Raw genomic sequence first — 25,005 nt, forward strand, 5'->3', positions numbered from 1 at the left:
AATTTGGAGGCTTCCATGATGCATCAGACCATCAAACGCGATGGCGTTGAAACGATTGGCGATCCGTATCTCTGCTTGGAAGGTATCAAGAAGAAATATGGTCCTGTCGACGTTATCTCAAATCTGAATCTCGAGGTCCGCAAGGGCGAGCTGATCGCTCTGCTTGGCCCTTCTGGATGCGGCAAAACGACAACTCTGCGTATGATTGCGGGATTGATTTCTCCCTCTGCCGGAAAGATCGCTGTCGAGGGACGCGACATTACCCAAATCGCACCTCATGGCAGGGACATGGGGCTTGTCTTTCAAAGCTATGCCCTGTTTCCGCATATGACCGTGGCGAAGAATGTCGCTTTTGGTCTCGAAATGCGCGGCCTGTCGCGTTCCGATATTGCCAACAAGGTGGCCAAGGCGCTTGCCATGGTCCAGCTTGGCCATCTTGCCGAGCGAAAACCACGGGAGCTGTCCGGTGGTCAACAGCAACGCGTTGCCTTGGCTCGCGCGCTTGTTATCGAACCGTCCATTCTGCTGCTCGATGAACCACTCTCTAATCTCGACGCAAAACTGCGCGATGAAATGCGCACTCAGATCCGGGACATACAGCAGCAACTGGGCATCACAACAGTTTTTGTCACGCATGATCAGGTGGAAGCCTTGAGCATGTGTGATCGTATCGTGGTCATGAAAGGCGGACTGATTGAACAGGTCGGCACGCCGCATGAGATTTACGAGCGGCCGGCGACACCGTTCGTGGCTTCCTTTGTCGGTCGCACGAACCGCGTCAAAGGCAAGCGCACGGCAGACGGTTCTATACGAATTGGTTCAACGGCCATTCGGTCGACAAAACCGGCGGGACAGGACGACGTTGTGGTGATGGTGCGCCCACACCGTCTTCATATCGATTGGAACGCAACGTCACCGGAACAAGATGAAACGGCAAACCGAACGGCCGCTATGCTTTCGCGTATTACTTTTGTCGGCGACGTCATCCAGTATCATTTTGATGTCGACGGTTCCGAGTTTATCGTCGAAGAATCGACCAAAAAATCTCAAATCAGCCGTCGCCAGGGTGACAAAGCCGTTCTCTCCTGGAGTGTCGAGGACACGCTCGTCTTCGGAGCGGATCAATGACGACGGCAACTCTTGATATACCTCTCAGCGACCAGAAATCATCCAGCGCTGCCGGCATCGCTATTACCTTGCTGTTGCCAATCGCTCTGGTCAACGCCATCGGATTTATTCTTCCGGTTCTCAATCTGGCAAGAATGTCCTTTAACGAAGCACTGCCTGGCGGCGGGATTGCAGAGGCGTTCACTGCAGCCAACTGGACGGGATTGCTTGAGGATAGTTTCTATGTCGAGCTGATCACGAACTCGATCGTGGTCAGTTTGGGGATTACCCTCGCGACCCTGTTGGTGAGCTATCCCATCGCCCTGTATCTTCATCGGGCGTCCGGTGCGTGGCGGACATTCTTGACGGTTCTCGTCATCTCACCGCTCCTCACCTCAGCGGTCGTGCGGACCTATGGCTGGATCGCCCTACTGGCCGAACAGGGGCCGGTTGCCAATGTGATTGCGTCGATGGGATTTGAGCCGCCGCGTATGATGTTCAACACCACCGGCGTCGTCATTGGACTGACCGAGATCCTGATGCCCTACATGATCTTGTCGTTGATGGCTGGATTTGGGCGGCTCGACCCCAAGGTAGAGGAGGCAGCACGAACTCTCGGTGCGCCACCATTCAGGACGTTCTGGCGGGTGATCCTGCCTCTCACTCTACCAGGTATCGCCCTTGGCTGCCTTCTTTGCTTTGTCCTCGCCATCTCTTCCTTCATTACGCCGAAGCTGATGGGCGGCGGACGGGTATTCTTGCTTGCGACGGAAATCTACGATCAGGCAATCGTAACATTGAACTGGCCGCTGGCTGCGACGTTGTCGATGCTGGTGCTCGTCATTTTCGGTGCTGCATTGGCTGTCTACTCGCGCATCCTGCATGTAACCGAAGGGTAACGGTATGGAAGAAAATCCCACCTCCTGGTTTATGCGTATAGCCGTTACCATCCTGTTCCTGTTTCTTCTGGCGCCGGTCCTGCTCGTGTTTCCGATCTCTTTCAGCGGCGATCAGATCCTCGCCTTTCCGCCGAGCTCGTGGTCGCTGCGATGGTATGAGGCCTTGCTCGGAAACAGCGTCATGATGTCGGCGTTTCTGACAAGTCTCGGGCTTGCAACCGTCGTTACCGTTTTGTCGTTGATCATCGCGATTCCCGCGTCTTATGCGATTGTCCGGTTAAAGGTCATAGGGTCGGAATTCCTGTTCAACCTTTTCACCGCCCCATTGCTGTTGCCGACAATCGTTCTCGGGTTGGCCATACTGATTATTTTTGCATCGATGGGTCTGCTGGCAACATTCACAGGTCTTATTATTGGCCATCTGGTGATCACACTTCCCTATGCGTTGCGGGTGCTCTCCGTATCACTCGGCAACCTTAACCTTGCGTGTGAAGAGGCAGCTTCGTCGCTAGGAGCCAAGCCCCTGGCCGTTTTCGGGAAGGTCACGCTGCCGATGATGGCACCGGGCATCGTTGCGGCTACGGCGCTCTGTTTCCTTGTGTCATTTGATGAAGTGGTCATCACGCTGTTTCTGACGGGACCGAGAATGACCACGTTGCCCGTTGAGCTATTCCATCATGTCGAGAGTCAGGCGGATCCGTTAGTGGCAAGTATCTCAGTTCTGTTGATCCTGATGACGCTGGCAGTGGTTATGATCGTGGACCGGACAATGGGTCTGACGAAGGCCTTCGTGAAGTAATGGATTTCTCATGCAGGCTCCTCCGGTGCGTGTTGGCTGGAAAGGCCAGGCAGCACGGTTCCGGGGACCCGGAAACGGCGCAGCAGCGCTACTGACCGTCTATGGTCGTGTTCAGCCGCAAACGACCTCGTCCCCCGGCGTCTATACGGACACTGTTGTCGTCACCGTAACCTACTGATCGAGACTTGCGCGAGTGGCACCGCACCAGCTTTTCTTGAAGACCATTGATGCCGCGTTCCCTTGTCATCCATCCCGGGTAAGTGGAATGGGCGAAAGCGGGAGGATCAAACCGGTGAGGCGATTGCTAGGATCGTAGCAATTAACAGCAATAGCGGACCCATCCATTTAAAATAAGTTACAAGCTTTGCAAGCCACGCATTCTGATCACGTTGGTTGGGAGTTAGGAATGTAAGATAGCCGAAGCCTACCGCTGTCATCCATAGTCCCGCACAAAACATGATGAACTCGTCGATGTAAGCTGCAACCACGGCTGTCCTCCTGTCATTCCATTACCAAAAGTCGATTCAACAGAGTCTTGAAGGGGAAGCAAGAAAGCAAGGCATTTGTGCAAGCATATTCGAAGCGGTAAGGCGTCTCAAAGTCCGTTTTTAAACGTCATGTGTTCCTCGCGATCCTGCGCACGAGCAGCATGACGGAGGCAGCATAAAGAAAGGTTGCAGCGGAATTAATGGTTGCTTCACTCAACCAGACTTGAAATGAGCCCTCTAATGAAAATGAGGAATGTGGTAATGAGCAATCAGGACAACGCTGATATCACTGCCGCTAAAATGGTCGCAATTCGCCAAGCCGCGAACAAGGCAATGTCGATGCGCAATATCTATTGGGCTTGTTGAAAGAGGACGGTGACGGCTGTGATAGTGATCCAATAGAAGCCGTTAAATGGTACCGCGAAGCTGCAGATCAGGATCATGCCGGTTCGCAGTACAGGCTAGCGCAATTGAACGAGCACGGCATAGGCTGCGAAATCAATCTGACAGAAGCCTTCAAATGGTACCGTCGCGCAGCGCTTCAGGACTATCCGGATGCGAGAGAAGACCTCTTCGGGTTATGTCGGGCACATCCAGACTTACCACTTCCGACATCAGAGTTGCTCGATGGCAAAGGTCGTTCCTGATGGCAAAATCACGACAACATTCAATCTGTCAGGCATGAGCTATGACCAACTGGTTGTTGGGCATGGTGAGCGACTTTCAAAACGAGCTCTTAGCAAATCTCGCCTCGAAGTTGACTGATTAGAACTCATTCCTCAGCTTCCGATAAGCGCGGGCATGACCGACATTCGTCCGCGCCACATGCTCCGAGAATGCCGTCACGTCGATCGTTACCTGCTGAATAGTTGCGAGATCCGAATCCGAATGCACCGTTGTCGTTGACGGGACATGAAAGCCCGCCGGCAAATGGCACCCCTCGACTACAGAGTTGTGCCGGTTCGCCGCGCCATTCCCGACAGTGCAATTAAACAGCACTGAATTGAAGCCAACGAAAACGTCGTCACCGATCGTGCAAGGACCGTGAATGATCGAGTGATGCGCGATCGATGAGTGCGATCCGATCGTCACCGCCTCTCCTGACTTGGATTGGATCACGACTCCGTCCTGGATATTCGTTCCCTTTTCTGATGCGAATTGGCTCCAGGTTGGCGGCTTCATCCGTCTCGTCCGCAGGGATCACGGCGTAGGGCCCAACTGTCGCTGCGCAATCCCGGGCCTGGCTTGCATTCAATAAATTTCTAACCAAATGCTTTCACCAAAATGAAGGCCAAGTACGCTATGGCGTTTGTCGAGACATGCCGCTTAGCGATGTCGTAGCATCAATCGAAAACGCTAACGTGCTGGTCAGTTCATTCACATGCTCAAGGGCTTCATTCCACTTAAATTCAAGTTAGACAGCTCTATTACTGATAAGCACTCGGCTGGCGGCACCGCCCAGGCTCGGTTCACTCAAGGATTCTTCCAGCGTAGCTTTGATCGCAAGCTGTTAATCCGCGTCTTCCTGGCCATTATTTGCACAACGATTCTCGCTTTCTCGATCGTTGCGCCGACCTATCGCGACTTCACCCTCTCGCGACAGAACCTCCATGATATCCAGCAATACAGACTCGTCCTCGATACGGCAAACTTCCTGTCCGCCGAGCGCGGTCCCGCCAACGTCGTCATGTCCGAGGAACCGTCCCTCGATAGTGCGGGGATGAAGCGATTGGTAGAATTCAGGAAGCGTAGTGATGCCGCCTTAGCGAAGCTCGCCGATGTGTCAGACGTTCCCCTCGGATTACACAATCACACCGTCCCACCGGACATGCTGCAACCGGTCCGCTACCAACTCGCCCTTGCACGAAGCAAGGTTGATAGAATCGCGGCAATCCCGAGAGCTGCGCTGAAAACGGCCGAAATCGAGGACGCGATCGAGAGCATGTTCGAGGTATCGGAGCTATTCCGGGCGGTGATCGCCTGGAATGCCGACGAACTCGTCCAGCACGACACGGGGCTCGCGGCACCTGCCCTTCTAGGGCAGATGCTCAGCGATCTCCGCGAATACGGCGGCAGAGTCGCCTCTCAGATCATCGCCCCACTCACGACAGGGCAGGGATTGCCGCTGCAGAATGTGATCGAGAGCCGTCGCAGCCAAGGAAGGCTCCTCGAACTCTGGCAGCTGATTAACAGCCAGAACGCCCTCTACAGTACGCCGTCACTGGTAAAGAGCCGCGAGGAAATTGAACGGCTCTTCTTCCGCGGTGGCCTTGATCTGGTCGACCAGGTTATCGACGAGGGCCCGCGCGAGTCGCGCTACACCCTAACCGCGACGGAATTCACTGAGCGCTTTGTCCCAACAATGCGGCCGATCGAAACATATCGAAGCGAGTTCCTCGACGCCGTCGTCGAAAAGTTTGCCGACGCAAGAACAAACGCCCTCATCGGCCTCGCGATAGTGGTGCTGGTGACGGCCATCGTTCTTGCGACGCTCATTGGTATCATCCTCTCGGTGCGAACACATGTGTTTCGTCCGCTCATGCAAGCGCATGACGACGTCCTTCGACTGGCAGAAGATCGCCCCATTGCTACCGCGACTAGGCCGACCCAGGCCGGAGAGATTCGCGACCTTTTTCAGGCGATCGAAGTCCTTCAGGGCAAGCTTCAAGAGCGCGCCTCCCTCACGAGGGAATTGAAAGTCCAGGCGGAAACTGACGGACTGACGGCGCTTCTCAACCGGCGGATGCTCGACCGCTTCGCCCAGTCGTCGCCGATTGGAGAACGCACGAACGACAGCATGTGCCTTATCCTCATGGACATCGACCATTTCAAGAAGGTGAACGACACCTACGGACATGTCACGGGCGATCGCGTGCTCATCCAAACCGCGGAACTCTTGCGGTCCCAACTGCGGGCCGGCGATCTGATCGCCCGCTTCGGCGGCGAAGAATTCGCGGTTCTCGTCTCCAGCAATGATCTCTCCGGCGCCATTTCGATTGCAAGAAAGATCCGCCTCGCTATGCAACGAGAGACGTTCACGACACCCGATGGAACACCCTTCCGCGTGACAGCGAGCTTCGGCGTCGCGTCCGGCCGACGTGGCGAACGCGCGTGGTCGGAATTGATCGAGCTAGCAGATATTGCCCTCTACCGCGCGAAATCGGACGGTCGCAATCGTGTTCGCTTCGCGCGAAACACGCTCTCAGCGCCGGCCATAATGTCTACGACACGCGATAATCTGGCACTGGAACGACGTTCGCCCAAATAGCTTAAGTACGGAACCTGCGGTGCAATCCGCTTCATAACGCGAGTTCCGTACATGAGGTGCGCGATGCGTGGGACTCGTCACAACTGCGTCGGGTTCGGTGCGTGCCCGTAGACGGCGACCGGATCGAAGACCTTTGCCGTCTCCTCCAAGGTAAGAATAATCGGGGTCTCGCCGAGAGGCCCAACGGGGATCGAGCGATAGAAGCACGACCGGTAGCCCACATGGCAGCTCGCGATGCCCGCGACCTCGACCCGCAACCAGATCGCGTCCTGGTCATCATCAACGCGTATCTGCATGACTTTCTGAACAAGCCCGCTCTTCGCCCCCTTGTGCCACAAGCACTGCCGGCTACGACTCCAATAGTGCGCTTCGCCCGTCTCGATCGTCTGCAGTAATGCATCCGCGTTCATCACGCCCATCATAAGGACCTCGCCCGATGAGGCTCCGGTCGTCACGACGGGGATCAAACCTTCAGCGTTGAACTTCGGCGCACGAAGTGAGCCTTCCTCGACTCCTTCAATCGTCAACCGCGGCGCAAACTGTTTCGGCCGATCACCGCCACGATCAATCCTACTCATCCGAACGCCTCCCGCGATCCCGAAATCGAACCGAGGAAGTCGCGCCGAAGCTCGGTATCCGTCTCGAAGGCGCCTATCAGGCGGCGTGTGACCATGGTGACACCGGGCTTTCGGATCCCACGCGTCGTCATGCACATATGTGCCGCTTCGATCACCACAGCGACACCTTTCGGCTTGAGCACCTCATCGATGGCATCGGCGATCTGCGCCGTCAGCGTCTCCTGAATTTGCAGCCGCTTGCCGTAGACCTCGATCAACCGGGCGAGTTTGCTGATCCCGACAACGCGGCCCGAAGGGAGATAGGCGACATGGGCCCTGCCGATGATCGGAACAATGTGGTGCTCGCAGTGCGATTCTAAGCGAACGTCGCGCAGCACGACCATGTCTCCATAGTTCTGCGTCTCCTCGAAGGTTCGGCCAAGCAGATCCACCGGATCGATGCGATACCCTTCGAAAAACTCCTCATAGGCCCGCACCACACGATCCGGCGTTCCGACCAAACCTTCGCGGTCCGGATCATCGCCCGCCCATTCGATCAACGTCCGAACCGCGGCCTCGGCGGCCTCGCGCGTCGGGCGCTTTCGTGGCGCATGAGATGGCCCCAAGCCCACGATGGGCTTCCTCAACAAAACGTCACTCATGATTTCTCCAGTCAGCTAGTTGCGAATGATCATGCAACGTTATAACGTATCGTTCAAGAGACTATCTCGCTCGCCATGAAATGATGGAGAAATCCATGGCCCAGCACACGCCGCCGCACGGGAGACCCGTTTCGCAAGCGGTCGTTGACGCGGCGCTCGACGCCGTCGCCAGGACTTGCCACGAGCGTGGGCTGCAATTCACAATGATCTGCCGACAGGTGATGGAAACCCTGATCTATGCCCGACAGCCGCTCGGCGCTTATGAGTTGATACCTGCGCTCGAATTCCTACAGGACCAGTTTTTCGTTTCTCGCATCGAGAGCCGAAACGCGTTCGTGCCCTGCGCGCACCCCGATCACCCGCACGCATGCGTGTTCTTCATTTGCGACAATTGTGGCGCTTCCACCGAACTCGAAGATTCCACTATCGAGAAAGCAGTTACCCGCGATGCCGCATCACTCGGCTTCCGCATCGCTCGCCACGTGGTCGAACTGCAGGGCACCTGCGCGACCTGCCTCGCCACCGGCAGTCACGCAGCCGCCCATCACTCATAGTGCTTCAGCCCGAAAAGAGGCAGGCCTCAAGGCCGCCTCTGATACGGCTCGCCAATAACCAACAGGAGATGCCACAATCATGCAGCCCGCTTTGTCACAAACGCCCGTCACGGTCCTCACCGGATACTTGGGCGCCGGAAAGACCACGCTCCTCAACCGGATTCTCACCGAGAACCACGGCAAGAAGTACGCCGTTATCGTCAATGAATTCGGCGAGGTCGGCATCGATAACGATCTGATCGTCGATGCCGACGAAGAGATATTCGAGATGAACAACGGCTGCATCTGCTGCACCGTGCGTGGCGATCTCATTCGCATCATCGACGGGCTCATGCGCCGCCGCGATCGCTTCGATGCCATTCTGGTCGAGACGACAGGTCTCGCCGACCCAGCTCCCGTCGCCCAGACCTTCTTCGTCGATGAGGATGTCCGCTCGAAGACCAAGCTCGACTCGATCGTCACCGTCGTCGACGCCAAGCACCTGCTCGGCGAAATCGACGAGGCACACGAAGCGCAAGAACAACTCGCCTTCGCCGACACGATCCTGATCAACAAGACTGATCTCGTTTCTGCCGACGAACTCAAGCAGGTCGAAGATCGTATTCGGCGCATCAATCCGACGGCGACGCTCCATCACACACAGCGCTGCAATATCGATCTCGACCAGGTGCTTGGCCGTGGCGCTTTCGACCTCGATCGCGTTCTGGAAGTCGAACCGGACTTTCTCGACGAGTTCCACGAGCATGAACATGACGACCATGTCGCAAGCTTCGCACTTGTCGCCAAGGAGCCCCTGGATCCCAACACATTCCTGCCTTGGCTTGGCACGATTATCCAGCACCTCGGCATGGATATCCTTCGTATGAAGGGCATCATCTCTTTCAAGAATGATGATGACCGCTTTGTCGTGCAGGCCGTTCATATGCTCCTCGACGGCGACCATCAGCGCCCCTGGAAGCCCGACGAGGAACGCGTCACCCGACTCGTCTTCATCGGTCGCAACCTTCCGAAGGAGGTCATCGAAGCAGGCTTCAACGCATGCCGGGCGTAAGCGCTGCGAGAGCCGTTTCAGGAGCCTCGCCGGTTCAGCGGTGGGGTCTCCAACGTTTTCAGCATCTCCTTGGCGAACCGAACTGTTGCGACGTGGATATCCGCCTCTTCTGAGGCACCACGCAACACGTTCGGCGCATCAAGGACCTGTCATGTCTATCATCCTCACCAACAGCCTCGGAGGCCGTAAAGAGCCCTTCGTTCCGCAAGACCCCGCAAATGTTCGCATCTACGTTTGCGGCCCGACTGTTTACGACTACGCCCATATCGGCAATGCCCGACCGGCCGTGATCTTCGACATCCTGGTCAGACTGCTTCGCGACCGCTTTCCGGCGGTCACCTATGCCCGCAATTTCACTGACGTCGATGACAAGATCAACGATGCGGCGCGTGCTTCTGGCGAGCCGATCGGCGCGATCACCGAACGTTATATCGACGCCTATCATGCTGACATGGCCGCGCTCGGCGTTCTCCCACCGACTGTCGAACCTCGCGTCACCGACCACATCCCGGAAATCGTCGACCTGATCGGTCGATTGCTCGCCTAAGGTCATGCCTATGAAGCCAAAAACCACGTCCTCTACCACATTCCTTCCTTCCCGGCCTACGGCGCGCTGTCCCGCCGGGCACCAGACGAAATGATCGCCGGCGCCCGGATTGAGGTCGCGCCCTACAAGAAGCACCCGGCAGACTTCGTACTGTGGAAGCCCTCCGCGGTCGACCAGCCGGGGTGGGACAGCCCGTGGGGGCGAGGCCGCCCAGGCTGGCACATCGAATGCTCGGCGATGATCGAGCGGCATCTCGGATCGCAGATCGATATTCATGGCGGCGGTCAGGACCTGATCTTTCCGCACCACGAAAACGAAATCGCGCAAGGAACGCGCGCGACCTATTGGCTGCACAATGGGTTCGTCACCGTCGATGGGCGGAAGATGTCGAAGTCGCTCGGCAATGTGTTGCTCGTGCGGGATCTTCTCAGCCAGGCACCCGGCGAAGCGATCCGCTACACCCTTCTCACCGCGCACTATCGCCAGCCGCTGGACTGGAGCGACCGGGCGCTTCAACAATCCCGGCGCAGCCTCGACCGCCTCTACGCCGCGCTGCGCGATCTCGGTGATGTCACCGACCAGACCGCCGATCCAACGCCCTATGTCGGTAGCTTCCGGGCCAAGCTCGATGACGATCTAAACACACCTGCTGCCCTCGCAGAGCTCTTCGGTCTTGCGCGCATGGCACAAGTCGAGCGGTCGCCCCGCATTCGCGCTTCCTTGCGGGCGGCCATGCTGAACGCTGGCGCTCTGCTCGGGCTGATCCAGCAGCCGCCAGCTCAATGGTTCGGAGCCAATAGCGGCCTCCCCATCGATGAGGCCGAGATCGAGAAGCTAGTCGCCGCTCGTAATACCGCGCGCGCAAAGTGCGATTTCAGCACTGCCGACCAACTCCGTGACCAACTCTTGGCGCTGGGTATCGTGCTCGAGGATCGGGCCAAGGCTACGGTTTGGCGAAGAGCGGCGACTGCCCAATTGGAGGTTCCGCAATGATTTGCATCACGCTTCACCCCAGCGCTTCGTTGGCAATCCCAACATGCTTGAGGAGAGAGCGGATGAGTCAAGGCCCGTAGTAGCATCACGGAGACGATTAGACGGCAGCACCTTCGCAAGATCGTGCCGCTTGCTGACGGCACGATCGACGAGATCAAGTAGGATCGTCAGCTCGTAGATCGTTCAATGTGCCGCTTTCCGTACATCGAGCGCCACCAGGCATCCTCGTAGGATCGCGCTGCCGGAAACGCCCGAAGACTTGCCGCGCCGGATTTCCCTTCACGACGAAGACGTCAACCATGCGCGTATCGTGTCATGTTGCTGGGTTCCCCAGCCCTTCCACCAGCGTGCTCAATGCCGCATCCAAGGGGGCCAATCCCACTTTCTCGGGCACCAAGAGCCCATCGATCGCAAGCATGGTCATACCGTGGATGAGGCCCCAGCCGGCCGCCGCCTGACCTTCTATAGGCCGCTTGCGAATGCTCCCCGCGGCTTGGCCGCGCCGGAGGATCTCGAGGAGAACATCGAATACCGCCAGCGCCCGCTCATTGAGATGCATTCCCACCGCCTTCCCCTCCTCCGCGCTAAACATCAGGCGGTAGAGAGCCGGGTTGTCCGTTCCGAACGCGACGTAGGCACGAGCTATCGGAGTAATTTCGTCGCGCAGAGTTGTGGGCGCTTCGGACTTCGCAGCGGATAAGGATTCGCGCAGCCGATCGAACCCAATCATAGCGAGTTCTGTAAGCAGCGCGGCCTTATCTGAGAAGTGCTTGTACGGTGCCCCGTGGCTTACGCCAGCCCGGCGGGCGACTTCCCGCAGCGTGAACTGCCAGTCCTTCTCCTCCCGAAGCATATCCAAAGCCGTCTCGATAAGAGCACGGCGGAGGTCACCGTGGTGATAGGTGCGGCTGGGTGCGTCCTGCATGGTACCTCAAAGTTTCTTGTGGTTACATTGTTGACAGTGGTTACTTTAGCGCCTATGTCAATGGCATAAGTTTCTCTTGTCTACATTGGAGTGGACCATGAACGCAATCGAAAAAATCACCGACGCTGATCGGCTAGGCAGTCTCCTCGCGGCACAGCGTGCTGCCTTCCTGCGTGACGGAGCGCCTTCGCTGGCGCAGCGGCGCGCTGATCTGACTAGGTTCAGGGCCACGATAATCGGGCACCGCAAAGCGATCGAAGATGCCATCAATACCGATTTCGGGCATCGCTCGAGGTATGAAACGGCGATCATGGAGGTTGGAGGGGTCGCCGAGGGCACGAAGTATCTGATCCGCAACCTTCGCAAATTCATGGCGCCGACCCGCCGACACGTTGCTCTGCACATGCGGACGGGCAACGCCCGCATTGAATATCAGCCGCTTGGCGTCGTCGGCGTGATGTCACCGTGGAACTATCCGGTGAACCTCGCGCTGATGCCGGTCGTAACAGCCATCGCTGCCGGAAACCGGGTGATGCTGAAACCTTCGGAGTTTACACCCGTCACCAATGCGCTACTCGCAAAAATGTTCGGCGAGATATTCTCCGAGGACCAGTTCGCGATCGTGACCGGTGACGCGGCGGTAGGGGCGGCATTCACCGCCCTGCCGTTTGACCATCTCATCTTCACCGGCAGCACCGCAGTGGGGCGGGCGGTGATGAAGGCTGCCAGCGACAACCTTGTCCCGATCACCCTTGAACTGGGGGGCAAATCGCCGGTCATTGTCGCCAAAGGCCACTCCCTCGACCAAGCGGCGGCGTCCATTGCTTTCGGCAAGCTGCTCAACGCTGGCCAGACGTGCATCGCCCCGGATTACGCACTCGTCCACGAAACCGACGTCGAGTCGTTCGTCGGGGCGTATGACCGGAAAGTCGCGTCCTTCTATGCGGACGGGCCGACGAGTAAACACTATACTTCCATCATCAATGAGCGGCACCACGCTCGGCTCCAGGGCCTGATCGAGGATGCTGGAGCCAGGGGAGCGCGGATTATCGAGGTCGGCAACCGGCCCGGTGATGCATCTCGTCGCCCCAACACGCTGGCGCCAACCGTTGTGCTTGGCGTCACAGACACCATGCGCATCGCTCATGAGGAGATCTTCGGTCCGGTCCTGCCGGTCTTTCCGTACCGCGACATCAGCGATGCGATTGCCTATGTGAACGCCCGGCCTCGGCCGCTCGCGCTCTACTATTTCGGCGCTGATGATGAAGACCGACGCATGGTGCTGAGCCGAACAACCTCAGGAAACGTCACTATCAACGGGACGATCATGCACATCGCCCAGGATGACTTGCCCTTCGGCGGCGTCGGGCCCAGCGGTATGGGCGCTTACCATGGCGTCGAGGGCTTCCGTACGCTCAGCCATGCCAAGGGTATCTACGAGCAGGGTCGCTGGAACCTCTCCAATCTGCTCCACGCTCCGTTCAGACAGCCGATCGATATCATCCTCAACATGATGCTTCGGTGACCAGCATGCCGTCATCAAATCAAGCTCAGGAGCATCCGCACATGACCACCCATACATCGTTGCCGCTACGCGGTTCCTGCGAGTGCAGCGCTTGCTCGTTCGAGGTGCATACGTCGCCGAAAGCCAGGTTCCGGTGCCACTGTCTGATCTGCCAGGCGTTTAACGAAAAAACGTTCGCGGATGTAGTCGCCGTTCGCGCCAGGGATGTCGTGCTGAAAAACGCCGGCAATATCTCATTCAAGAAATACCGTCCGCCGCCGAACTTCAATCGCGGGGTCTGCCGGACTTGCGGCAAGCCCGTTGTGGAGGTTGCGGGCGTCGGGCCGCTCAAAGTGATGTTCATCCCGGCCAGCAATTTCGAACCCGAGGCCTGGCTGCCGCCGGTTCGGATCGACATATTCTATCACCGTCGTATGCTGGACATGCCCGATAGCGTACCCAAATACAGCGGCTATTTTGCGAGCGAGTTGGCCATCGGGAAATTGATCATGAGTGGCTTGCAGGGCGCCGGCTAAAGTACTGTTCGCGCGCAAACGCCCCCCCTGAAGAGCAGCTTTCACATTAGATTTCAAGCCTTGATCTGCAAAAAGTACCGTCAGACCGATCCGCCGCACTTTCGCCCGCGATTTGCTCGGTTTCAAAGACTATCGATATCGGTTGGTCTATTTTCCTCGGAGTTCTCCGCAAAAGCGGCGTCTCCAGCCCTGCCAAAAAGACTGTCAGCGATGGTGAAGTCCGTCGCCGTCAGTAGTGTGGCCCTCGCGCCGGTTGCGATACGGCGCAACATTCGCGGATTGAACGACGCCGCTTCAAGCGATCGCAGCTCGGCTTCCGACCGGATTACGGCAAGCGTCGCCGGCGACCTGCCGGGCGTCAGTCGCGCGATATGGACAGCCCCGCGATAAGCGGAGCGTACGCGGCGAGCCTGCGGGATACGAACTCCGTGAAGAGCCGCACGCGCTTCGTCTTGCGTGTCTCCCCCTGTGTGAGAAGCCAGAGCGTTCCGTACATGTGCAGGTCGGTGCCCGGCACCCTCACCAGTAGGGGGTCGGCATCTCCGACGAAGCATGGCAGTGTCGTGATCCCGAGCCCTTGCCGTACAGCAACGATCTGCGCCTCGGCGTCCGTGGTCCTGAATGGGACCCCCGTGGTGCGAACCTCACCCTCGCTGGCCCAATCCGGAATTCCATGAATGCTTATGACGATCCACCGGATGGGATCAGGCGCGCCCGCACGCCATGCGGCTAGTCGATCGCAGGACATGTAGACGCCGCCGAACAGCTCCGGTCCCTTCAGGCCGTGAAGGTTGAGCGGCAGGGTTTTGCGGTCGTAGACGACGCGGATCGCCACGTCGGCCTCTCGGTTGGTCAGATTTGCCAGCTCGCCGGACGACAAGACTTCCATCTCGATGTCCGGATGCAGACGCGCGAAATCGGCGAAGTCCGGCATGAGCAGGTGTGTCGCGAGGGTCGGAGCCAACGTCACCCGCAGAAGCCCGCGCACGCTCTGGTCGCGCCCGAAGACGCGCGTCTCCAGCTGGTGCGACGACGCTTCCATCTGGTTCGCGAGCTCGAGGACCTCCTCGCCCGCAGCCGTCAGGCGGTAGCCCGTAGGCAGCTTTTCGAACATCTGCGCCCCGAGGCGTTCCTCGAGCTGTGCGATGCGTCGCAGCACGGTCGAGTGATACACCCCGAGGCGCTCGGCGGCACCCCGCACTGAGCCTCCGCGCGCCACGGCAAGAAAGTAGCGAATGTCATCCCAGTCGATCATGGTGCAATCCGGCACCGCGCGGTGCGCCTTCCAAAGCCCGTATCTAACGCATCGTACAGCAGTACTGGCGGTCATCATACCTTATGCCGACGAGCGCGGGCCAATTCCGAACGGCGGACACCGATCGTCGCGGCTGGCGTCAGTCGTCCAGCCGGATCGATTTTGCACCACCGATGTGCGCGCTTCCGCACTCAACAACTGATGCGGGCGGGCCCATTTCGAGGTCTCGGGGCCAGATGCTGTCCCGACACCGCGACAGGAGAAGGTATGGGAAAGCTTGAAGGTAAGGTTGCAGTCATCACGGGTGGTACCTCCGGTATGGCGCTTGAGACGGCGAAACTATTCGTCGAAGAAGGGGCCTATGTATTCATCACCGGCCGGCGGCAGGAGGTCCTCGACGAGGCGGTGAAGGCGATTGGCCGCAACGTGACCGGCGTGCGCGCCGCCCCCGCCAACCTGGCGGACCTCGACCGGCTCTACGAGAAGGTGAAATCCGTAAAGGGCCACATCGACATCGTCTTCGCCAGCGCCGGCGGCGGAGAAGTCGACAAGCCGATCGGGTTGATCTCGGAGCAGTTGGTCGACGATACGCTCAATCTCAACGTCCGCGGTACGCTGTTCACCGTCCAAAAGGCGCTGCCCCTGATGCGCGATGGCGGCTCGATCATCCTCAACGCCTCGAACGCGCACCTCAAGGGATATGCTGGAGCAAGCTTGTACGCGGCTGCCAAGGCGGCGGTCAGGTCGTTTGCGCGAAGCTGGACGAACGACCTGCAGGACCGAAAGATCCGGGTGAACAGCATCAGTCCGGGAGCGATCGGCGACACGGCCGCCTTCGCCCAAATTTCCAAAGAGTTGACGGACTACTTCGTCTCGCTGGTTCCGTTGGGACGCTTCGGGCTTTCTACGGAGATCGCGGCTGCGGTCCTCTATCTCGCCTCGGACGACAGTCGTTTCACGACGGCCATCGATCTCGTTGTCGACGGGGGCATGTCGCAGGTCTGACCCCGACGCCGTCCCGCGGTTGGCCCTCCAATGGCGGGATCACTAGGCGCGGAGCCTAGAGCCCTGATGCAATTCGTTCCCAGGCGCGCGCGCAAAACTTGATCGATTGGGCGAGCAACCTAACCAACGTTCGCTTTGCGAACTTTAGTTTTAACGCAACATCGGAGAAACATTATGAGCTACGCAATTGTAGGATTCGGTAAGATAGGCCAGGCCCTCGCCCACGCCTTCGCCCGTAAAAACATCGAGGTGACCGTCGCGAGCCGCCAGCCGCCCGAGGCGTTGACGCCGCAGGCTCGGGCGATTGGACCCACGGTCGTCGCCAAGTCGCTGCGGGAAGCACTCGAGGCCGACACAATCATCTTGGCGGTCCCGTTCGGGGAGCATCGCGCGGTTGCGAAGGCCCTGCCGAGCTGGGAAGGCAAGACGGTCATCGACGCGATGAACGCGTTTCCTGTTCCTGAAGAGCTGGACGGCCTCCCGTCCTCCGCCTTCGTTGCGAAGGCCTTCACCGGCGCCAAGTTCGTGAAAGGCTTCAATCACCTGGTTGCAGCCACCCTGGCTACCGATCCGGTCGTCGAGGGCGGCCACCGGGTCGTCTTTCTGTCGAGCGACGACGAGGACGCGACCGCTCCCGTGGCGGCCTTGGCCAAACAACTCGGGTTCGCACCCGTCAAGCTGGGAAAGCTCAACGACGGTGGCGCGCTGGTGCACGCATGCGGCCGCACTTGGGGCCAGCTCATCTTCCAGGATTTGTGCAAGAAGGAGCAGTAATCGATCTACGACCATGTGGTCGACGCCGAGAACTGGTCGCGCGCGCCAACGTCTTCGAGCAGCGCGCGACCGAATATTTGAAGGCCACAAAGTCGCGAAGGTTGGGGTGGGCCTGACGGCGTATGGGCGCCGTTCGAAGAGCTCATCGGCGCCTTCATGAAACCATGGCCTCGATGTAGGGACGCATTACTGTCTGGACGCGATCGATCTCAGCGTAACGCCAAAGCTCGTTTAGCCCCGCCCGACCCTTTCGCGATTTGATGAGGTCCCGCAGTGCCTCGATCGCAACATCGAGGCCGATCTTGTTGCGGTGCTTGAAACAGTCAGCGACGGTCTTCGCCGGCGGCGTGATCGGGACAGACACGCCGTCGACCTGATGAGTCTCTATACCGGCCCTCAGCGCCTCACCGCTGGCGCGGACGATCTTCAGCGAGACCGATGGATTGGTCGGCGCCCAGTCCTTTGGCCCAAGCAGCATCCACACAGCATGCGGCGTCTGGGTCGTGAGGTTGTGGAATTGCAGCGCCGACAGCAGGCCGATGACCCCTTTTGGCTGTATACGTGCGGCTTCAGCCAGGCTGGTGGCGCTGGCGACCTCAGCGTTTGCCAGTTTATAGAGGCCACGACCGACCTGCTGGAGAATTCCCTCGTCGCGCAGCCTTTGCAGGTAGACACGCGGCACGCCGGCTGCATCGAAATCGCGACCCCGCGCGATTCCTTGTAGTCGTGCGACCTCTAGGGCGCGATCTCGGTGGGTTTGGGCAATCATAATGGATGTTATAAACCCTCGGTCTTAATTTACAATATACAAGGATTTGTAACAGAAGCGGCGGATAGATGTCTGCTTCAACCGTACTTCGAAGGCTTGCGGGACATTGCCTTTGACGACGACGTGAAAGCGACCGTCGAAGATACGGAAGGCTATCGGGTCTCCATGCTGCGATTTAGCGGCGCCGAGCGAACTATTGCCCCGAATCGGCTCGCATAGGCCAGGAAGACACCGACCTGGCAGTTCTCGATGCGGCCCGCCGTGCCCGAATACCGCGCAACCCCGACCGACCGATCCCCCTTCTTCAGAAAGCCGGTCTCGTCGACCACCAGCACCCCGTCCGGATCGCCCAACGCCTCAATCACATAGCCATGCACAAGATCGCGCAATGCATCCGCCGACCAGGAACTGCGCCCCAAAAGCGACTGCATCCGGTAGGGACGCTCCAGCCCCGCAGCCTCCGCCATCAGCCAGCCAGTCTTGCGCTCAATCCCGCACAGCAAGCCGTCCAAAAAGGCGCAACCCGTCTCCTTCAACTCGCGCCGCCGGAACACGGGCGAAAGTCGCTCCTTCAGCGCCGAAAGCTCCCGCTCTCATGCCAACAGCGATCCCGACCAAGTCGCGATCGACATCCAATTCCCTCCTGGTTTTCAAAGGAGGGAATTACATCAAACTCAAAACCGCAACTGTAGTACTAGTTCACCAGATGCAGGCTTGGAGCCTGCAAGAATCGGTCAGGATACGGACATGAGCCGGGCCGCCAGGCGCACACCTGAATGGGCGTCGAACAGAAAGCCTCGATCGAGCGGAAAGTGCACGGCAACGGCCTTGTCGAAGTCGATGTCGTAATCCCTCGGCATCTTGACCGACAGGCTCTCCTTGCCCACCACGAGCGTGACCAACGTCACGTCGCCGGTAGGCTCAGCGGCGTAGACCGTAGCATCGAACAGACCAGCGCCGGGCTTGACGATGTCGGCGTCTTCCGCGCGGAAGCCCATGACCACATCCTTGGTCATGGTTCCCTTTTCTGCTGCCACCGGCAGGCTCACACCGTGGCTCTCGAAGCGATTGTTCTCGATCCACCCGCGCAGGAAATTCATCGGCGGCGAGCCCATGAAGCCGGCGACGAACAGGTTCGCCGGGCGATCATACACCTCGCGGGGGGTGCCGATCTGCTGCAGCACACCGCGGTCCATAATCGCAACGCGATGCGCAAGGGTCATGGCCTCGACCTGATCGTGGGTGACGTAGACGGTGGTCACCCCGAGCTGGTGCTGCATGCGCTTGAGCTCGGCGCGCATGAAGCCGCGGAGCTTCGCATCGAGGTTGGAAAGCGGCTCGTCCATCAGGAAGGCCGAGGGCCGCCGCACGATGGCCCTTGCCAAGGCCACGCGCTGACGCTGGCCGCCGGACAGCTGGCGCGGGTACCGGTCGAGGAGATCCTCCATATGGACCTGCGCAGCAGCGTCGCGGACAGCAAGCTCCCGCTCCTGCTTCGACACACCACGCACCTTCAGCGGAAAATCGATGTTCTCGGCGACGGTCTTGTGCGGATAGAGGGCATAGGACTGGAACACCATCGCCACGTCGCGGTACTTCGGCAGTATGTTGGTGACGTCGGTATCGCCGAGCACCACCTGCCCCGAATCGGCGGTTTCCAGGCCGGCTATGATCCGAAGCCCGGTGGTCTTGCCGCAACCGGAGGGCCCGAGCACCACCAGAAACTCACCCGGCGCAACGTCGATACTGAGATCCTTAACGACGTGAACCGCACCGAACGATTTGTTCAGGCTGCGCAGCGACACCCGCTGCGCTCGATGACCGGTGTCGATGCCCCTATCCACGTTCATCCCTTCACTGCCCCCAACAGTATCCCCTTGGAAATGAAGCGCTGAAGCACGAGCGCCATCAGTACGACCGGAATGATCATGACGATGATGACCACCGCCATGCTCCACCACAGGATGCCGCGCTCGCCCGCATTCATGGCGGCGACCAGGATAGGCATGGTCTGCGCATTGGACGTCGAAAGAAACAGCGACAGCAGGTACTCGTTCCAGCACAGGATCAGCACCAGCAGCGTCGTCGCCGCGAGACCGGGTTTCGCCAAGGGCAGGATGATCTCGACGAAGGTGGTAAAGCGGGTGGCGCCGTCGAGCTGCGCGCTCTCGTCGAGGTCGGTCGGAATGGTGACGAAGAAGTCGTACATCAGCCAAACGACGATCGGCAGGTTTACTACCGTGTAGGCGAGGATCTGCGCGATGTGGGTGTCGAGCAGCCGAATGCTCTGAAACATCATGTAGATCGGAATGACGGCGACGATCGGCGGCAGAATGCGCTGCGAGATCATCCAGAACAGGATATCTCCGTTCCCCAGCGTGGCCTTGAAATGGTGACCAACAGCGCGGGCGAGAACGAAGAAGACCGCGAGCGCGACGGCAAGCGACAGACGCCAATCGACCCCCCAACGGCCGACCACCACCGCCATCGCGACCAAGCAGAGAACGAAGAGAACGATCGTCGCGAATTTGGGCTTGTACTGAATGCGCCCCAAGGCATAGGCGGCCATCGAGCCGATGGTGACGCAAAGGGCTGTGGCGAGAAGCGCGATGATGATCGAGTTGATGTAGGCCCTCAGCGTGTCCTCGTAGTCGAAGACGAACAACTCGCGCCATGCATGCAGGCTCGGCGTGAAGTCGATCCAGGGCAGGTAGACTGGGCCGGCGTTGACGTCGGCTGGCAACTTGAACGACGTGATCAGGAGCCAATAGAGCGGAAACAGGACGAACACCGCCCAAAGGATCAGCAGGCCGTAGACGATGACGGCCGTGGCCGGCGCCATCTCCTTGATCGACTTCGGCTCGAACCACCGCCTGAGCAGGGATCTCTGGGGTGACATCCGGATGTCTTGCGTGATCATGCCGGCCTCAATCGCTTGAGGACGAGGAGATTGAAGAAGGAGACGCACAACACCACCGTCACGAACAGAAGTAGGTAGGCGATCGCCGCAGAATCCCCGAGGTTCAGCGCCCGCCATGCAAAGAATGAATGAAGCGTCATTGACTCGGTCGCGATGCCGGGGCCCCCGGACGTCATGATGTTGGGGAGGTCGACCAGCTTGAAGGCCTCGATGATCCTGATCAGCATCACCGTGGCGGCAACCGGCGCAATTTGCGGCCAGGTTATTTCCTTGAACACCTGCCAACCGCTGGCACCGTCGACCTGGCCGGCCTCCACCTGATCACGGGAAACATTCTCAAGCGCAGCAAGCAGGATGACGAAGATGAACGGGATCCACTGCCAGGAATCGCCGATCACGATGAACAAGCGGGCAGTCCAGGCATGGTTAGCCCAGCCGAAGTCACCGAGGCCGATCCACTGCCAAACCGGCGAGAACGGACCCTTGGTCGTGTCCGCCAGCATGCGGAAGCTGTAGCCGATGCCGATCGGCGTTATCATCAAGGGGATGAAGAAGACGACGCGGAAGAAGGTCCGGCCCTTAATCGGCTGGGCGCAAAGAACGGCGAGGCCAAGGCCGATCAGGAACTGGATGGTGCACCCGACGAGCACGTAGAAGATGGTCACGCCGAGCGTGCCGAACGGATTGCCGCTGAACAGCGTCGCGGAAAAGAGAAGCGCCAGTCCGAATCCCACGCTGGCGGTGATCAGCCGGCCAATAAAGCCGAGGATCGCGAAGCCTCGCTTGGCGTAGCGGTAGAGCCACCAGATGAGGCCGGCCGCGCTCGCGATCGTGACGATCCAGCCAAGCAGGCTGATGCTGGTGAAGGTCCCGAGGAAATGGAACTGCTCGGTGCCGAAGAACTGCTTCCGGAAGTTCCTCAGGCCGACGAACTGGACCTGATAGGAACCGGCCCTGAGGCGGATGTTGGAGAAGGCGAGCACCAGCGACGCTATCGTCGGGAATACCGAGAAGATGAGAATCATGATCACGGCGGGGGCGATGAAAAGCTGGCGCGAATGGCGGTCGAGCCACTCGTTCAGCCTCGCCCTCGTCGTGACGGAAGCATTGAGGCCGGCCGGGGCGACACGCCCTAGCTGACTAGTTGTCGTTGGTCCAGTACCGGAGGTCACTGACTCTCAACCCTCAGTTGGTGATGCCGAGCGAGGACTTGTACAGGTCCTTCTGCTTGTCCCGGTCCAAACGCTCGGTGATCTCTTCCCAGCCGGTCTCGACGTTCGCCACCGCCTCTTCAGCAGTGATCTCGCCGGCAAGGAAGCGAGCGAGCTCGCGGTCGAGCACGACACCCTGATACTCGGCGGTCCCCGGGATTTTGAGGTCCGAGGCCATGTTCGGGTTGTTCAGGCTGTCTTTGATGGCGCCAAGATAGTTCTTGGCTGACTCCTCTGTGAACCCGGCCTTGATCCACGGCTCGAGATTGTCGAGCTGCGAGTTGCGGTACGGGTTGTAACCAGTCCAGCCCATCGTCACGTCGACATTCGATTGGGCCGCCTGGTTCATGTAGGACAGGAAGTCATAGCCGGCCTGCTTCACCTTGTCGTCAGCCTTGGCGTTGATACCGCCGGTCCAGCCACCGAACGCCGCGAACGGCGAGTAGTTGATGCCGTCGATCGCATGCGGGCAACGGGTGGCATCGCAGTCGACCAGCTTGCCGGTGGCCTTGTCGAGCACCTTCTTGGTGCCCATCATGACGGTGGCGCCCATCTTGTTCTTGATCGCCTCGCCGCCCGGGTCGAGAGACAGGGGGCCGATGTCGCCCCAGTCGATGGCCAATGCACAGCGACCAGTGGTGACGAGCGCCCGGGTGTCGCCGATGTCGTGGTTGAGCTCATCGGGTGGTCCGTATTCGCCGTTCTCCTTGTAGACCTTGAAGGCCTCAGCCCAGGCTTCGTTATTGACCAAGGGCTTCATGGTCGCGGGATCGAAGAACATACCCTCACCGGTGCCCTGAGTCTGAACGTAGGCGGCAGCGATCGACATGAGGGCGAAGTATGACTGCGCGTTCCGCTTCTTGAACATGCAGGAGCCGAAATCCGGCATGCCGTCGCCGTTCAGGTCCTTGCCGTTGGTCGCTGCAGCAACCGCATGATACTCGTCCCAGGTGCGCGGCGGCTTCAAGCCCACCTGGTCCAGAATGTCCTTGCGGTAATATACCATCTGGAAGTCGCCATCGACGGTGATCAGGTAGGTCTTGCCGCCGACCTTCTGGTTATACTCGCGGAAGAACGGAGCAATGTCGTTGATGTCGATCTTGGTGTCCTTCGCGACATAGTCGGTCAGGTCCTGGAGTAGACCGGCGTCGACATATTCGGGCGCCCAGCTCGAAGCAAATACGCCGATGTCGATGGAGTTGGTGGCGGTCGCCCAGTCGGTGAGAAGTTTCTGGAACAGCTCCGCGAACGGGACTTCGGCGACCTCGATCTTCGCCCCGGTCATCTCGGTGAATTCCTTGCCGCGCTCGACAAGACGCTGGGCAATAACCGGTCCGGGCCGGGTCATGATCCTGACCGTGACGCCGTCATACATTTTCTGCGCTGCCGCAGGCCCGCTCGCCGCGACACCGGCCATGGCCATTGCACCGAGAAGGAGTGGGCTCAAAAGTTTTCCAATGTGGTTCATTCGTTACCTCCCTTTGTTGGTTCGCTCGCCCTGATGTCATTGATTCCTACGCCAATGCCTTTTCAAGGACATAGATCCCGTCGGGCCTGGATATGGTTAGGCTAGCCGTGTCTTTCGCCTGGCGGTTCCCCTCCTAAGTCTGTCCTTTCGCCGATCCTCCATCAAGGCCAGGTTGGCTCGTCTCCATAAGCCGCATATTCGGTTACTCCCTTTGCAAGGCGAGGCTGCACCAGCTTGCCAAGGATTCCAAACCGGGTCGCGCCGGAAGCAGCGGGTATGTTGTTGGCGAGCTGGTTGACCGTGGCGTAGGCAAGCGTCGCAAACTTGATCGCCTCCCTGAACTGCGCCGGAACGCCAAACTCGTCAGATGTCGTCAGGCGCAGACCCTTCGGCATGTATTCCCGCAGCCTACTCATCAAGTAATGATTCCGGGTGCCTCTGCCACTGGCCATGATCACCGATATTTCGCTTAGCATTTTGACGCTGTCGGTGATCGAACGCGTGATCGCGTACGCGGCAAACTCGGTCAAAGTCGCCAGCAAATCCTCTGTCGAAAGATGACTGAACTCCTCCATCTGGCGGTCAAGATAGGAGGAGCCGAAGTCGAGACGCGAGGCGCTCCGCGGGATCGGTCGCTTGAAGAAGTCGCGCTCTTTCAATCTCCCCATCAGCATGTCGGCGACCTTGCCCTTGGAGACGACTTCGCCGTCCTTGTCATAGGGCCTGCCCAGAGATTGTAGAACAACTTCGCAGGTAGCGTGAGCAAATTTGTGAATATCTGTTGGGTTACGCAGGTTGCGTCGGTGCGGCTCTCGATGAATTGCTGGAAACGAGCGTGCGCAAGGCCAACTAGTATGTCTTAGACAGGCTCAACAGCGCGGCGTGATCGGAGAGGCCGACCTCATGCAGCCCGGTGTCCTCGACACGCGTTGGGCGCTCGCGCTGCACTTTTCGCCACCCCCCTCACGGCACTTTCAGTCGTCGACGCGGCTCCTGCAATCGATTTCTGTCGTAATCGCCGGCCGCTCGCGCTTCAGCCATTGTGAAGGGGGCATGCCCATGCGTGCAGCAAATAGATGCATCGAGGCGGCCAGCCGTCGTGGCGCTCGCACCGTGGGCATCCATACTGCCGCCTTTATGAAGGTTGCGTGCCACCTGTATGAGAAGCGGCTTTGTCCGCTGCCGCAGATACGACCTGCTCGTATCTTCACCTTCGACAGGGCGTCGGTGACGAGCAGCTTATCGCCTGTCGGCTGGACCTAGCCGCGCCCTCGTTCGGCGACATCTGAAGGGCTCTGAGAGCCTCCCAATTGCACTCCATAGTACGTCAGAGTACGCCACAAACTCGAGCTCTATTTACTTCCCGAGCGACCGCATCCAAATTGAAGCGAAGAGAGCGAATGCGCCACCCCTTCACTCCCACACGATTATTCAGGATCATCTCAACCTGTTGAATTTGCTAGAGAAAATATTTTCTCATCCAATTACTACCGGCCCGGGACCCGTCAGAAACCTACGATCCTGATTTCGTTCGCGAATTTCTGCTGACCTCCGCAAGCCATCTATCGACTACTATTGGCTCTTTGCGCGCCATTCCAGGTCTGACGCTCGAACCGAAATCACGGCCAAAAGTACCGTCAGCGTGGACAAGATCGGACGCCTACGCGAACGGGCAAGGTCTGGCCTGCATCAAACCTCCTCCAACCACAGGAG

At 59.0% G+C, this 25,005-nt stretch carries 23 protein-coding genes and 3 pseudogenes; 13 read left to right on the forward strand and 13 right to left on the reverse strand.

All coding sequences use genetic code 11. The annotated features are described in order from the left end of the window. Window positions 1-15 precede the first annotated feature (15 nt). From ACZ9BX_RS14140 to ACZ9BX_RS14155, 4 genes and pseudogenes are all read left to right on the forward strand, one after another. Entirely contained in the window at window positions 16-1,128 is a 1,113-nt protein-coding gene (locus ACZ9BX_RS14140; protein WP_476218582.1) for an ABC transporter ATP-binding protein, read from the forward strand. Then, window positions 1,125-2,006, forward strand: a complete 882-nt coding sequence (locus ACZ9BX_RS14145; protein WP_476218583.1) for an ABC transporter permease — start codon at window positions 1,125-1,127, stop codon at window positions 2,004-2,006. Before ACZ9BX_RS14140 ends, ACZ9BX_RS14145 begins: the two co-directional genes overlap by 4 nt. Window positions 2,007-2,010: 4 nt before the next feature. Further along, window positions 2,011-2,805 carry an ABC transporter permease gene (locus ACZ9BX_RS14150; RefSeq protein WP_476218584.1) on the forward strand — a complete coding sequence of 265 codons (795 nt, stop codon included), beginning with the start codon at window positions 2,011-2,013 and terminating at the stop codon, window positions 2,803-2,805. 45 nt (window positions 2,806-2,850) lie between these two features. Further along, a pseudogene (locus ACZ9BX_RS14155) lies at window positions 2,851-2,983 on the forward strand (spore coat protein U domain-containing protein); the annotation flags it as partial. A gap of 106 nt (window positions 2,984-3,089) precedes the next feature. Here ACZ9BX_RS14155 and ACZ9BX_RS14160 read toward each other — a convergent pair. Then, a complete protein-coding gene (locus ACZ9BX_RS14160; RefSeq protein ID WP_476218585.1) occupies window positions 3,090-3,293 on the reverse strand; it encodes a hypothetical protein in 204 nt (67 codons plus the stop codon). Between the two features lie 362 nt (window positions 3,294-3,655). Between ACZ9BX_RS14160 and ACZ9BX_RS14165 the strand changes: the two genes are divergently transcribed. Then, entirely contained in the window at window positions 3,656-3,940 is a 285-nt protein-coding gene (locus ACZ9BX_RS14165) for a tetratricopeptide repeat protein (RefSeq protein ID WP_476220017.1), read from the forward strand. Between the two features lie 118 nt (window positions 3,941-4,058). On the opposite strand, the gene ACZ9BX_RS14170 is transcribed toward ACZ9BX_RS14165, so the two are convergent. After that, window positions 4,059-4,475: an LbetaH domain-containing protein gene (locus ACZ9BX_RS14170; protein ID WP_476218586.1), complete on the reverse strand. Its 417-nt coding sequence runs from the start codon at window positions 4,473-4,475 to the stop codon at window positions 4,059-4,061. A 199-nt stretch (window positions 4,476-4,674) separates the two neighbouring features. Between ACZ9BX_RS14170 and ACZ9BX_RS14175 the strand changes: the two genes are divergently transcribed. Then, window positions 4,675-6,561 carry a GGDEF domain-containing protein gene (locus ACZ9BX_RS14175; protein WP_476218587.1) on the forward strand — a complete coding sequence of 629 codons (1,887 nt, stop codon included), beginning with the start codon at window positions 4,675-4,677 and terminating at the stop codon, window positions 6,559-6,561. 77 nt (window positions 6,562-6,638) lie between these two features. On the opposite strand, the gene hisI is transcribed toward ACZ9BX_RS14175, so the two are convergent. Both hisI and folE read right to left on the reverse strand, forming a co-directional pair. After that, complete coding sequence (hisI, locus tag ACZ9BX_RS14180) at window positions 6,639-7,139, reverse strand: phosphoribosyl-AMP cyclohydrolase (protein ID WP_476218588.1); 501 nt, start codon at window positions 7,137-7,139, stop codon at window positions 6,639-6,641. Continuing rightward, window positions 7,136-7,780 (reverse strand): GTP cyclohydrolase I FolE, encoded by a 645-nt coding sequence (folE, locus tag ACZ9BX_RS14185; RefSeq protein WP_476218589.1) that lies wholly within the window; start codon window positions 7,778-7,780, stop codon window positions 7,136-7,138. Before folE ends, hisI begins: the two co-directional genes overlap by 4 nt. 95 nt (window positions 7,781-7,875) lie before the next feature. Here folE and ACZ9BX_RS14190 point away from each other — a divergent pair, with 95 nt between their 5' ends. The 3 genes and pseudogenes from ACZ9BX_RS14190 to cysS all read left to right on the forward strand — a co-directional run bounded on the left by ACZ9BX_RS14190 (window position 7,876) and on the right by cysS (window position 10,925). Further along, entirely contained in the window at window positions 7,876-8,334 is a 459-nt protein-coding gene (locus ACZ9BX_RS14190) for a Fur family transcriptional regulator (RefSeq protein WP_476218590.1), read from the forward strand. Between the two features lie 79 nt (window positions 8,335-8,413). After that, window positions 8,414-9,385, forward strand: a complete 972-nt coding sequence (locus ACZ9BX_RS14195; RefSeq protein ID WP_476218591.1) for a CobW family GTP-binding protein — start codon at window positions 8,414-8,416, stop codon at window positions 9,383-9,385. Between the two features lie 151 nt (window positions 9,386-9,536). After that, a pseudogene (gene cysS, locus ACZ9BX_RS14200) lies at window positions 9,537-10,925 on the forward strand (cysteine--tRNA ligase). Between the two features lie 313 nt (window positions 10,926-11,238). Here the strand turns inward: cysS and ACZ9BX_RS14205 are convergent. Further along, window positions 11,239-11,850 carry a TetR/AcrR family transcriptional regulator gene (locus ACZ9BX_RS14205; protein WP_476218592.1) on the reverse strand — a complete coding sequence of 204 codons (612 nt, stop codon included), beginning with the start codon at window positions 11,848-11,850 and terminating at the stop codon, window positions 11,239-11,241. A 97-nt stretch (window positions 11,851-11,947) separates the two neighbouring features. Between ACZ9BX_RS14205 and ACZ9BX_RS14210 the strand changes: the two genes are divergently transcribed. Both ACZ9BX_RS14210 and ACZ9BX_RS14215 read left to right on the forward strand, forming a co-directional pair. Beyond that, window positions 11,948-13,375 (forward strand): coniferyl aldehyde dehydrogenase, encoded by a 1,428-nt coding sequence (locus ACZ9BX_RS14210; protein ID WP_476218593.1) that lies wholly within the window; start codon window positions 11,948-11,950, stop codon window positions 13,373-13,375. Between the two features lie 41 nt (window positions 13,376-13,416). Beyond that, entirely contained in the window at window positions 13,417-13,890 is a 474-nt protein-coding gene (locus ACZ9BX_RS14215) for a GFA family protein (RefSeq protein WP_476218594.1), read from the forward strand. Window positions 13,891-14,248: 358 nt separating this feature from the next. Here ACZ9BX_RS14215 and ACZ9BX_RS14220 read toward each other — a convergent pair whose 3' ends face one another. Then, entirely contained in the window at window positions 14,249-15,145 is an 897-nt protein-coding gene (locus tag ACZ9BX_RS14220) for a LysR family transcriptional regulator (protein ID WP_476218595.1), read from the reverse strand. Window positions 15,146-15,412: 267 nt separating this feature from the next. On the opposite strand from ACZ9BX_RS14220, the gene ACZ9BX_RS14225 reads away from it, so the two are divergent. Further along, entirely contained in the window at window positions 15,413-16,150 is a 738-nt protein-coding gene (locus tag ACZ9BX_RS14225; protein WP_476218596.1) for an SDR family oxidoreductase, read from the forward strand. Between the two features lie 174 nt (window positions 16,151-16,324). Beyond that, entirely contained in the window at window positions 16,325-16,924 is a 600-nt protein-coding gene (locus ACZ9BX_RS14230; protein ID WP_476218597.1) for an NADPH-dependent F420 reductase, read from the forward strand. A gap of 154 nt (window positions 16,925-17,078) precedes the next feature. Here ACZ9BX_RS14230 and ACZ9BX_RS14235 read toward each other — a convergent pair whose 3' ends face one another. The 7 genes and pseudogenes from ACZ9BX_RS14235 to ACZ9BX_RS14265 all read right to left on the reverse strand — a co-directional run bounded on the left by ACZ9BX_RS14235 (window position 17,079) and on the right by ACZ9BX_RS14265 (window position 24,113). Then, on the reverse strand, window positions 17,079-17,693 hold the full coding sequence (locus ACZ9BX_RS14235) for a type IV toxin-antitoxin system AbiEi family antitoxin domain-containing protein (RefSeq protein ID WP_476218598.1): 615 nt from the start codon (window positions 17,691-17,693) through the stop codon (window positions 17,079-17,081). Between the two features lie 200 nt (window positions 17,694-17,893). Further along, window positions 17,894-18,268 (reverse strand): annotated as a pseudogene (locus ACZ9BX_RS14240) (transposase); the annotation flags it as partial. 159 nt (window positions 18,269-18,427) lie between these two features. Beyond that, on the reverse strand, window positions 18,428-19,543 hold the full coding sequence (locus tag ACZ9BX_RS14245) for an ABC transporter ATP-binding protein (protein ID WP_476218599.1): 1,116 nt from the start codon (window positions 19,541-19,543) through the stop codon (window positions 18,428-18,430). Continuing rightward, window positions 19,540-20,613 (reverse strand): carbohydrate ABC transporter permease, encoded by a 1,074-nt coding sequence (locus tag ACZ9BX_RS14250; RefSeq protein ID WP_476218600.1) that lies wholly within the window; start codon window positions 20,611-20,613, stop codon window positions 19,540-19,542. Before ACZ9BX_RS14250 ends, ACZ9BX_RS14245 begins: the two co-directional genes overlap by 4 nt. After that, window positions 20,610-21,785, reverse strand: coding sequence for a carbohydrate ABC transporter permease (locus ACZ9BX_RS14255; RefSeq protein WP_027510625.1), 1,176 nt, complete (start codon window positions 21,783-21,785; stop codon window positions 20,610-20,612). The genes ACZ9BX_RS14250 and ACZ9BX_RS14255 overlap by 4 nt, the downstream gene beginning before the upstream one ends. Before the next feature lie 13 nt (window positions 21,786-21,798). After that, on the reverse strand, window positions 21,799-23,292 hold the full coding sequence (locus ACZ9BX_RS14260) for an ABC transporter substrate-binding protein (RefSeq protein ID WP_476218601.1): 1,494 nt from the start codon (window positions 23,290-23,292) through the stop codon (window positions 21,799-21,801). A gap of 161 nt (window positions 23,293-23,453) precedes the next feature. Further along, window positions 23,454-24,113 (reverse strand): anhydro-N-acetylmuramic acid kinase, encoded by a 660-nt coding sequence (locus ACZ9BX_RS14265; RefSeq protein ID WP_476220018.1) that lies wholly within the window; start codon window positions 24,111-24,113, stop codon window positions 23,454-23,456. Window positions 24,114-25,005: the final 892 nt, after the last annotated feature.

The organism is Rhizobium sp. USDA 3886, assembly GCF_056279785.1.